We start from the raw sequence: 8033 nt of genomic DNA, 5'->3' as shown, positions 1-8033 counted from the left end.
GCCCGCGCCCGACGGCGCGGGCCGGGCCTTCGCACGTCGTGCGGGGGCGGGCGGGGGATGGCGAAGGGGCCGACAGCGGGTGCTGTCGGCCCCTTTCGGGAGTGGATCAGTCCGTGCGGTGGATCACCGGACCCGCAGCGGCCCCGCGAAGGACTTGCGCAGGGCCGGCGGAGCGGCGACGGGGAGCAGCGCGGCGAGCATCCTGCCCTTGAGGGTGCTCGGCTGCCGCGTCAGCTGGACGTCGACCCGGGTTCCGTCGCCCTCGGGGGTCATCCGGAAGACCCAGCCGCCGCCCGGGCCGAAGAGCTTGGAGTCGAGGGTGGTGACGGTGACGGTGCGGCCGCCCGGCTCCCACTCGTAGCGGGCGCGCTCCCAGGCGGCGGCGGTTCCCTCGGTGACCTCGGCCCAGGTGTCGCCGAGCGCGTGGACCTCGAAGTGTTCGGCGTCGATCGTCGGCCAGGCCTCGGCGCGGGAGGGGCCGAAGTCGGTCAGCACCGCCAGGACGTCCTCCGTGCCGAGCGTGGAGACGAGATGGAAGCGTACGACTGCCATGGTGGGTGTCCTCATCGGTAAGTAACTGCTCCAGCCGGTGACGACAGGTTTCCACGCGCTTGCGTCACCTGTCAAAGGGGTGACGAAACGAGGATATGCGTGGGCGCGGCGCCCGAGGGGGAGGGCGCCGCGCCGGGAGGTGTTACGCCTGGAGGACCCGGTAGCTCAGGGCGGTCCGCGGGAGGTTGGCCTGGGCCAGCGTTCCGCTGAGCCACCCGGGGCCGTTGCAGTCGGCCTCGGCGTACAGCGCCAGCGTGGCGCCCCCGTTGGCGATCTGCACCGAGCGGGCGCCGGGCCACAGGGTGTGGCAGGTGCCGAGGTCGGTGAGGTCGACGGTGGTGGCGAACCCCTGCCCGTAGGTGGAGGAGTAGAGGCGCGCGCCCGGCTGCAGGGGCGGCCAGCCCGCGGCGCCGGCCGTCCCGGCGCCGAGGCCGACCAGGGCCGTGGCCAGGGCGGCGGTGACGGCTGCGCCGCGGAGTTTCGTCTCGGGTGTGAACATGCGATCCGCCTTCTCGGGTGGGAGGGAACTGCCGGATCGGCCGGTGGCTCGTCGGGCGGTTCCGGGTCGAGGGAAGATCATTGCATCTTCAACAAAGCGCCGCGAGGGCAGAATCGGCCAAGCGCGCGCAGGCGGGAGTGATGGGCACGTTCTCGTCACCGCCTTGACAGGTGACGGAATGGAATGCACCCTGAAAGCCGCCTCCGGCGCCGCGAAGGCGCCGCCCGCGATCGCCGATGAGGAGAGTGGCCATGGCCGAGCGGCCCGCAGTCGATCCCGCCGCCGAAGCGCGGCACGCACGCTACGGAACCCTTCCCGAGCGCATCCGCTTCGAGGACATGACCGAGGAGGCGGCAACCGGCCCGGGCGGCGCGGCGAACACCGCCCACGACCCCGAGCGCTCCTGGACCTTCTACAACTGCCTGGCCGTCGACCTGGCCCCGTAGCTCCGCAGCCCCGACATCCCGCAGGCGGACGTGTGGACCGACCACACCCACCGTGGCGGTGATCAGCGAGATCCACCGGGGGGTGCCCGAGGCGGAGTAGTGCCCGAGTCGGGGTGGTCAGGGGGTGGGGTGGCCGGTGAGGTGGGCGAAGACGTCGTCGAGGGTGGGGCGGCGCATGGTGAAGTCGGCGACGGGGATGTCGGCGCGGCGCAGGACGGCGGCGATGGTGGCGATGTCGTTGAGGCCGTCGTCGAGGGGGATGGAGAGTCGGCCCTTCTGGGTGTCGACGGTGGGTTCGGCGGTGAGGGCGGGGCGGAGGGCGGCGAGGGCCGGGGTGACGTCGGCGGGGGAGGCGACGGTCAGCTCCAGCCATTCGCTGCCGACCTTGCGCTTCAGTTCGTCGGGGGTGCCGTCGGCGATGACGCGGCCGGAGTCGACGACCACGATCTGGTCGGCCAGGTAGTCGGCCTCCTCCAGGTACTGGGTGGTGAGGAGCACCGTGGTGCCGCCGTCGACGAGTTCGCGGACCTGGCCCCAGAGTTCCATCCGGCTCACCGGGTCGAGGCCGGTGGTGGGTTCGTCGAGGAAGAGCACCGGGGGTGCGGTGATCAGGCAGCTGGCGAGGTCGAGGCGGCGGCGCATGCCGCCGGAGTAGGCGCGGGCGGGGCGGTGGGCGGCGTCCGCGAGGCGGAAGCGTTCCAGGAGTTCGTCGGCCCGGCGGCGGGCCTCGCGGCGGCCGAGGTGGAGCAGGGTGCCGAGCAGGACGAGGTTCTCGCGGCCGGTCAGGACCTCGTCCACGGCGGTGTACTGGCCGGCCAGTCCGATCCGGCGCCGGACCTCGTGCGGTTGGCGGACGACGTCGTAGCCGGCCACCTCGGCGTGGCCGCCGTCCGGGGTGGTGAGGGTGGTGAGGATCTGCACGGTGGTCGTCTTGCCGGCGCCGTTCGGTCCGAGCAGGCCGAGGACGGTGCCGGTCCGGACGCCGAGGTGGATGTCGGCGATCGCCACGACGTCCCGGTGGCGCTTGTGCAGGCCCTCGGCGCGGATGGCCATGTCCATGTGGGGCTCCCGGTCGGTGGCGAGGAGGGGCGAGGCAGGAGGGGCAAGGGAGGAGGGGCGGGGGAGCAAGGGGAGGGAGGGTCAGGCGGTGAGGCGGACGGGGAGGCTGCTGTAGCCGTGGACGAAGTTGGAGTAGAGCCGGACCGGTTCGCCGAGCAGCTCGATCCCGCCGACGGTGCCGCGCAGGGCGGCGAGCATCGCCTCGACGTGGGTCCGGCCGAGGAAGGCGCCCAGGCAGAAGTGCGGGCCGTAGCCGAAGGCGACGTGCTTGTTCGGGGTGCGGGCCAGGTCGAAGCGGTTCGGCTGGTCGAAGACCTCCTCGTCGAAGTTGGCCGAGCTGTTCCAGAGCGTCACGACGTCGCCGGCCCGGATCGTCCGGTCGCCGAGTTCGACGTCGGTCAGGGCGCGCCGGCCGAAGTGCATGGCCGGGGTGGTCCAGCGCATGACCTCCTCCACGGCCGGCTCCAGCCCGACCGAGCCGTCCTTCAGCGCCCGCCACTGCTCGGGGTGCCGGGAGAGGGCGATGAGCGCGCCGATGGAGGACATCCGGCTGGACTCGTCGCCGCCGAGGATCAGGCTGTAGCAGTTGAAGACGACCTCCTCCTGGCTCAGCGGCTCGCCGTCGACGGTGCCGGTCGCCAGGGCGCTGATCACGTCGTCGCCGGGGTGCTTGCGCCGCTTGGCGGCGAGGTCGGAGAAGTAGAGCAGGATCTCGTTGCGGGCCAGCCACTCCTCGGTCGCGGTGTGCTCGGCGCTGGTGCGGGAGAGGGTCTGGGTGTTCCAGTGGACGAGGCGCTCGCGGTCCTCGACCGGGACGCCCATCAGGTCGCCGATGGTGTTGATCGGGATGTGGTCGGCGAGGTCGGTGACGAAGTCGAAGGAGCCGCGGGCCAGGCCCTCCTGGAGCAGCGCGGCGGTCCGCTCGTGCACGCCGGCCACCACCGGGGCCAGCACCCGGGGCGAGAAGGACCGGAGCATCAGGTTACGGATCTCCCGGTGCCGCGGCCCGTCGGTGACGGCGAGCATCCGGCGGGAGGCGGAGTCCTCGCCCTGCAGCAGGGTGGCGAGCACGTTGCCGCGTTCGGAGGTGAACCGCTTGTTGTCGCGGTAGACGGCGAGCACGTCGGCGTGGCGGGAGACCGCCCAGAACGGCGGGCCCTGGTCGGTCGCCGGGTGCAGGTGGACGGGCTGTTCGGCGCGGAACCGGGCCCACATCGCGCGGACGTCGAGGTCGAGGTAGGTGTGCGGGTCGGTGAGGTCGATCGTGGCGAGGTCGACGGTGGCCAGGTCGACGGGCGGGGAGGCTCCGTCGACCGTCGGGGGCTGGAGGGGCATGGTCGGCCGTTTCTGTGACGGGGGCGGGTCAGGAGGACGGCGCCGGGACGGCGGGGTCAGGAGACCGCGGACCGGTAGCGGCGCAGGCTCAGCAGGACGGTGACGACGAAGACGGTCCCGAGCGAGGCGGCGATGGTGAGCGAGAGGCTCGGGGTGGCGGCGCTGCCGGCCGCGTCCGGGTTGCCCCACAGCCGCCGCAGGGCCGTCACCACGGCGCTGACCGGGTTCCACTCGGCGACCAGCCGCAGCCACCCTGGCAGCCGGTCGACGGACTGGAAGGCGTTGGAGAGGAAGGTCAGCAGGACGGTGACCAGCCCGGCGACGACGTTGATGGTCTCCATGGTGCGGGAGAACATCCCGAGCATCAGGCCGACCCAGAGCATCGCGTACATGAAGGCGGTGAGCAGGGCGAGTCCGGCGAGGAAGGGCAGCACGCCGCTGTGCGGGCGCCAGCCGAACGCCAGGCCGGCCGCCGTGACCACGGCCAGGCCGATCAGCCCGACGACCAGGTCGCCGAGGGTGTGGCCGACCAGCACGGCCGGTCTGGAGATCGGCATGCTGCGGAACCGGTCGACCAGGCCGCCGCGCAGGTCCGCCGCGACGGCGACCGCGGTCGGGCCGATCCCGGCCAGGCCGACCTGGGCGGCCGCGCCCGCGAAGATGTACTCCTGGTAGCTGCCGCGGCCGGAGAAGGACAGCGAGCCCTGGAACAGGTAGCCGAGCACGATCATCGAGATGAGCGGGTTCATCACGATGCCGATCAGCCGCCCGGGTGCCCGGCGCAGCCGCCGCAGGCGCCGTCCGGCGACGGTGACGGATTCGAGGAGCAGGGCCAGCGGCGCCGAGCGGGGGCGGGGGGTGACGGCGGTCAGCATTCCGGGCTCCCGTCCAGGCGGCGCAGCTCGGCGTCGACGAGCCGTCCGATGACGGCCTGCGGCCCGGCGTGCATCAGGTACTCGTGGCCGGCGGCGATCCGGTGGACGACCACCCGTCCGTTCACGTGCTGCTCCCATCGGCCGGTCTGGTCGGCGAGTTGGTCCGCGGTCCACTCCTCGGCGGCCGCGAACAGGTGGAGGTCCCCGGTGAACCGGCCGGGGGTGAAGCGCTCCATCAGCGCGCCGTGGTGGCGCGACAGCCGCAGCAGCCGCAGCAGCGACTCCTCGTCGAGGTCGGCCAGCGGGCCGGCCTCGCGCCGCAGCAGGTCGAGCAGGGCGGCGCGGGTGCGGCCGGGGCCGGCCAGCTCGTCGCGCCGGTGGCCGAGCGCCTCCAGGGCGCGCAGCAGGAGTTCGCGGTCGTCCTGGCCGCTCTCGTCGCGGCCGGTGCGGCCGGGGTAGCCGTCCAGGTCGGCCAGGAAGTCGACCTGTTCGCCGGCCTCCTGGAGCCGGACGGCGATCTCGTGGGCGAGCACGCCGCCGTAGGACCAGCCGAGCAGCCGGTACGGGCCGTGCGGCCGCAGCCGCCGGATGGTCCGGACGTAGTCCTCGGCCACCGACCGGATGGACTCGGGCAGCGGGGCGGCGGCGTCCAGCGCGGGCGACTGGAGGCCGTACAGCGGGTAGCGCGGATCGAGGTACCGGGCCAGGCCCAGGTAGGGCAGGCTGAAGCCGAGTCCGCTGTGCACCAGGAACAGCGGGGGCGCGTCGCCGTCCGGCCGGATCGGCAGGACGGGCGCGAACGCGTCCGCGGACTGTTCGGCGGAGGCGGTCGGGCGGGCCCGCTTGGCCAGTTCCGCGACGGTGCGGTGCAGGACGACGTCCGCCACCGCCAGCCGGAGGCCGGCCGACTGGGCCCGGCCGACCAGCCGGACCGCCAGGAGCGAGTGGCCGCCGAGGTCGAAGAAGCTGTCGTCGATGCCGACCTCGGGGAGGCCGAGGACCTCGGCGAAGAGCGCGCCGAGGGCCTCCTCGACGGGGTTGCGGGGGCGGCGCGCGGCGGCGGGGGTGAAGTCGGGGGCGGGGAGGCGGTTGCGGTCGATCTTGCCGTTGGGGTTGAGCGGGAGTTCGTCGAGCACCACGACCGCGCCGGGGACCATGTACCCGGGCAGGTGGTCGGCGGTGTGGTCGCGCAGGGCGGCGGGGTCGGGGGCGGTGCCGGGGGTGGGGGTGACGTAGGCGACGAGGGTGGGGCCGGCGGGGCCGTCGGTGCGGGCGACGGCGACGGCGGTGCGGACGGTGGGGTGGGTGGTGAGGACGGCTTCGATCTCGCCGGGTTCGACGCGGAAGCCGCGGATCTTGACCTGGGTGTCGGCGCGGCCGAGGTAGAGGAGTCGGCCGTCGGGGGTCCAGCGGACGAGGTCGCCGGTGCGGTACATGCGCTCGCCGGGTGCGAACGGGCAGGCGAGGAAGCGGGTGGCGGTGAGGCCGGGTCGTCCGGCGTAGCCGCGGGCGAGTCCGGCACCGGCCAGGTACAGCTCTCCGGCCACGCCCGGGGGCACCGGCCGCAGTCCGTCGTCCAGCACGTACGCCCGGGTGTTGCGGATCGGGCGGCCCAGCGTCACGACCCCGTCGCCCGCCAGCCCGGCCGCCGTGGACCAGATGGTGGTCTCGGTCGGCCCGTACAGGTTGGTGACGGTGTCGGCCCGGGCGGCCAGGGCGTCGGCCAGGGCGGGCGGGACCGCCTCACCGCCGATCAGGACGCGCAGGCCGCGCACCGACTCGGGGCGGTGGAGCACGAGTTCCTGCCAGAGCGCCGGGGTCGCCTGCATGATCGTGATGCCGTCGCGTTCGAGGGAGGCGGCCAGCGCGGCCGGGTCCAGGGCGACGCCCTCCGCGCCGACGACCAGCCCGGCGCCGGACAGCAGCGGCAGGTAGACCTCCAGGCCGGAGATGTCGAAGGACCAGGTGGTGACGGCCAGCAGCCGGTCGTGGGCCTCCAGCGGGAAGCGCTCCCGGGTGGACACCAGCAGGTTCAGCAGCGACCGGTGCTCGACCATGACGCCCTTGGGCCGCCCGGTGGAGCCGGAGGTGAAGAGCAGGTAGGCCAGCCGGGAGCCGTGCAGCGGGGCGGCCCGCTCGGCGTCGGTCAGCGGCCGGCCGTCGAGGGCGGCCAGCGCGGCGTCGACCTCGGGGTCGTCCAGCACGACCGTGGGCACGCCGGTGCGCGGAAGCCGTGCGGCGATGGCGAGTTCGGTCAGCAGGAGGACGGGCGCGGCGTCGTCGAGCATCAGCCGGACGCGGTCGGCCGGGAGCGCCGGGTCGACCGGCAGGTAGGCGGCGCCGCTCTTCAGGACGGCCAGCTGCGCCACCACCATCTCCGCCGTCCGGGGCAGCGACAGGGCCACCGGCCGGTCCGGGACGACCCCGCGGTCGACCAGGTGGCGGGCGAGCCGGTTGGCCCGGGCGTCGAGCTCGGCGTAGGTGAGGGCGGTGGTGTCGGTGAGGACGGCGACGGCCTCGGGGGTGCGGGCGGCCTGGGCCTCGAAGAGGGCGACGACGGTGGTGGCGGTGCCGGCGGGAGAAGCGTCGTCGGCCACGGTGTCGTTCCACTCGGTGAGGACCTGCCGGTGCTCCTCCGGAGTGAGGACGTCCAGCCGGGACAGCGGCGTCCGCGGGTCGCGGGCGACCTGGTCGAGCAACCGGACCAGGCGGGCGGCCAGGGCCTCTGCGGTGGCCGGCTCGAACACGTCGGCGTTGTACTCCAGGGTGCCGACGAGACCGGCCGCGGAGTCGCCCGTGGCGTCGCCCGTGGAGTCGCTGGGGGAACCGCTCGCGGAGTCGTCCTGGCGGCGGCGCTCGGTGACGGCCAGGGACAGGTCGAACTTGGCGCCGTCCGCCCCGACCGGCTGCTCCGTCGCCGTCAACCCCGGGAGGTCCAGGGACGGTTGGGTGTTGTTCTGGAGGACCAGCATGACCTGGAAGAGCGGGTTGCGGCCCATGGAGCGTGCGGGGTCGAGGACTTCGACGAGTCGTTCGAAGGGGATGTCCTGGTGTTCGTAGGCCTTGAGGGCGGTTTCCCGGGCGCGGTCGAGGAGTTGGGTGAAGGCGGGGTCGCCGGTGGTGTCGGTGTGCAGGACGAGGGTGTTCATGAAGCAGCCGACGAGGTCTTCGGTGGCGTCGTCGGTGCGTCCGGCGATGGGGGAGCCGATGGGGATGTCGTGGCCGGCGCCGAGGCGGGTGAGGAGGGCGGCGAGGGCGGCCTGGAGG

The 8033-nt window shown here is 73.8% G+C and carries 7 protein-coding genes; 1 reads left to right on the top strand and 6 read right to left on the bottom strand.

Annotated elements, in window-relative coordinates; translation table 11 throughout:
- Nucleotides 1-123: 123 nt before the first annotated feature.
- Both ACFRQN_RS38635 and ACFRQN_RS38630 read right to left on the bottom strand, forming a co-directional pair.
- Nucleotides 124-552, bottom strand: a complete 429-nt coding sequence (locus ACFRQN_RS38635) for a hypothetical protein (protein WP_049649284.1) — start codon at nucleotides 550-552, stop codon at nucleotides 124-126.
- Nucleotides 553-694: 142 nt separating this feature from the next.
- Nucleotides 695-1051, bottom strand: coding sequence for a hypothetical protein (locus ACFRQN_RS38630; protein ID WP_380745274.1), 357 nt, complete (start codon nucleotides 1049-1051; stop codon nucleotides 695-697).
- Nucleotides 1052-1302: 251 nt separating this feature from the next.
- Between ACFRQN_RS38630 and ACFRQN_RS38625 the strand changes: the two genes are divergently transcribed.
- Nucleotides 1303-1497, top strand: a complete 195-nt coding sequence (locus tag ACFRQN_RS38625) for a hypothetical protein (protein WP_049649282.1) — start codon at nucleotides 1303-1305, stop codon at nucleotides 1495-1497.
- A 117-nt stretch (nucleotides 1498-1614) separates the two neighbouring features.
- Here ACFRQN_RS38625 and ACFRQN_RS38620 read toward each other — a convergent pair whose 3' ends face one another.
- The 4 genes from ACFRQN_RS38620 to ACFRQN_RS38605 form a co-directional block, all read right to left on the bottom strand.
- The gene (locus tag ACFRQN_RS38620) at nucleotides 1615-2556 is read right to left on the bottom strand and encodes an ATP-binding cassette domain-containing protein (RefSeq protein ID WP_380745271.1); all 942 of its coding nucleotides are present in this window, start codon (nucleotides 2554-2556) and stop codon (nucleotides 1615-1617) included.
- An 81-nt stretch (nucleotides 2557-2637) separates the two neighbouring features.
- Entirely contained in the window at nucleotides 2638-3891 is a 1254-nt protein-coding gene (locus ACFRQN_RS38615; protein WP_049649278.1) for a cytochrome P450, read from the bottom strand.
- 56 nt (nucleotides 3892-3947) lie between these two features.
- Nucleotides 3948-4766, bottom strand: a complete 819-nt coding sequence (locus ACFRQN_RS38610) for an ABC transporter permease (protein ID WP_049649277.1) — start codon at nucleotides 4764-4766, stop codon at nucleotides 3948-3950.
- The coding region (locus ACFRQN_RS38605) for an amino acid adenylation domain-containing protein (RefSeq protein WP_380745269.1) at nucleotides 4760-8033 on the bottom strand (3274 nt) is incomplete at its 5' end. The genes ACFRQN_RS38610 and ACFRQN_RS38605, both read right to left, overlap by 7 nt.

Source organism: Kitasatospora sp. NPDC056800 (assembly GCF_042789775.1).
In the GTDB taxonomy this organism is placed as follows: domain Bacteria; phylum Actinomycetota; class Actinomycetes; order Streptomycetales; family Streptomycetaceae; genus Kitasatospora.
Note: the sequence above shows the minus strand (reverse complement) of the source record. Positions and strands in the feature narration are given on the sequence as shown.

Excerpts from the sequence above, each read along its gene's own strand:
- ACFRQN_RS38630 (WP_380745274.1), bottom strand. The coding sequence starts at position 1,051 with ATGTTCACACCCGAGACGAAACTCCGCGGCGCAGCCGTCACCGCCGCC.
- ACFRQN_RS38635 (WP_049649284.1), bottom strand. The coding sequence starts at position 552 with ATGGCAGTCGTACGCTTCCATCTCGTCTCCACGCTCGGCACGGAGGAC.
- ACFRQN_RS38620 (WP_380745271.1), bottom strand. The coding sequence starts at position 2,556 with ATGGACATGGCCATCCGCGCCGAGGGCCTGCACAAGCGCCACCGGGAC.
- ACFRQN_RS38625 (WP_049649282.1), top strand. The coding sequence starts at position 1,303 with ATGGCCGAGCGGCCCGCAGTCGATCCCGCCGCCGAAGCGCGGCACGCA.
- ACFRQN_RS38615 (WP_049649278.1), bottom strand. The coding sequence starts at position 3,891 with ATGCCCCTCCAGCCCCCGACGGTCGACGGAGCCTCCCCGCCCGTCGAC.
- ACFRQN_RS38610 (WP_049649277.1), bottom strand. The coding sequence starts at position 4,766 with ATGCTGACCGCCGTCACCCCCCGCCCCCGCTCGGCGCCGCTGGCCCTG.